Annotated in this window: 1 protein-coding gene; it reads right to left on the bottom strand. The window is 48.3% G+C overall.

Annotation, left to right across the window (positions count from 1 at the left end):
* Window positions 1-336: IS66-like element accessory protein TnpA (gene tnpA / locus BHE85_RS27740; RefSeq protein ID WP_000435410.1), on the bottom strand; the 336-nt coding region annotated here is incomplete at its 3' end.
* Between the last annotated feature and the right edge of the window lie 86 nt (window positions 337-422).

The raw sequence follows: 422 nt of genomic DNA, 5'->3' as shown, positions 1-422 counted from the left end.
GAACTCCACCTTGCAGGAGCTGGCACTAACTGTAGTCTGAGTAGATAAAGACGGAGTAAGAGCAGCCACAGGTTCTTTCGGCTCATCCGGCGTTATCTCCACAGGTAATAATTCAACGCCAGTGTCAGAAGAGGTTGTTACCGGAAGACGCCGCGATATGCGCCCTTCGTTCTGCCAGAGCCTGAGCCATTTGAACAGCAGGTTATCATTGATATCGTGTTCCCGGGCAATACGGGCAACAGAGGCTCCTGGTTGTGAAGCCAGTTTAACCATTTGAAGTTTAAACTCATTTGAAAATGATCTGCGGGGTTCTGCAGATAATGCTTTCTGTTCCATAACAGGTGTCCACTAGTTGAAAAGGTGGGCACCTACGTTACCAATACAGGCTTAATGGCTACATACGGCGGTCAGTTTACGCTTAC

It is taken from the genome of Shigella sp. FC1567 (assembly GCF_001743015.1).
In the GTDB taxonomy this organism is placed as follows: domain Bacteria; phylum Pseudomonadota; class Gammaproteobacteria; order Enterobacterales; family Enterobacteriaceae; genus Escherichia; species Escherichia coli.
Note: the sequence above shows the minus strand (reverse complement) of the source record. Positions and strands in the feature narration are given on the sequence as shown.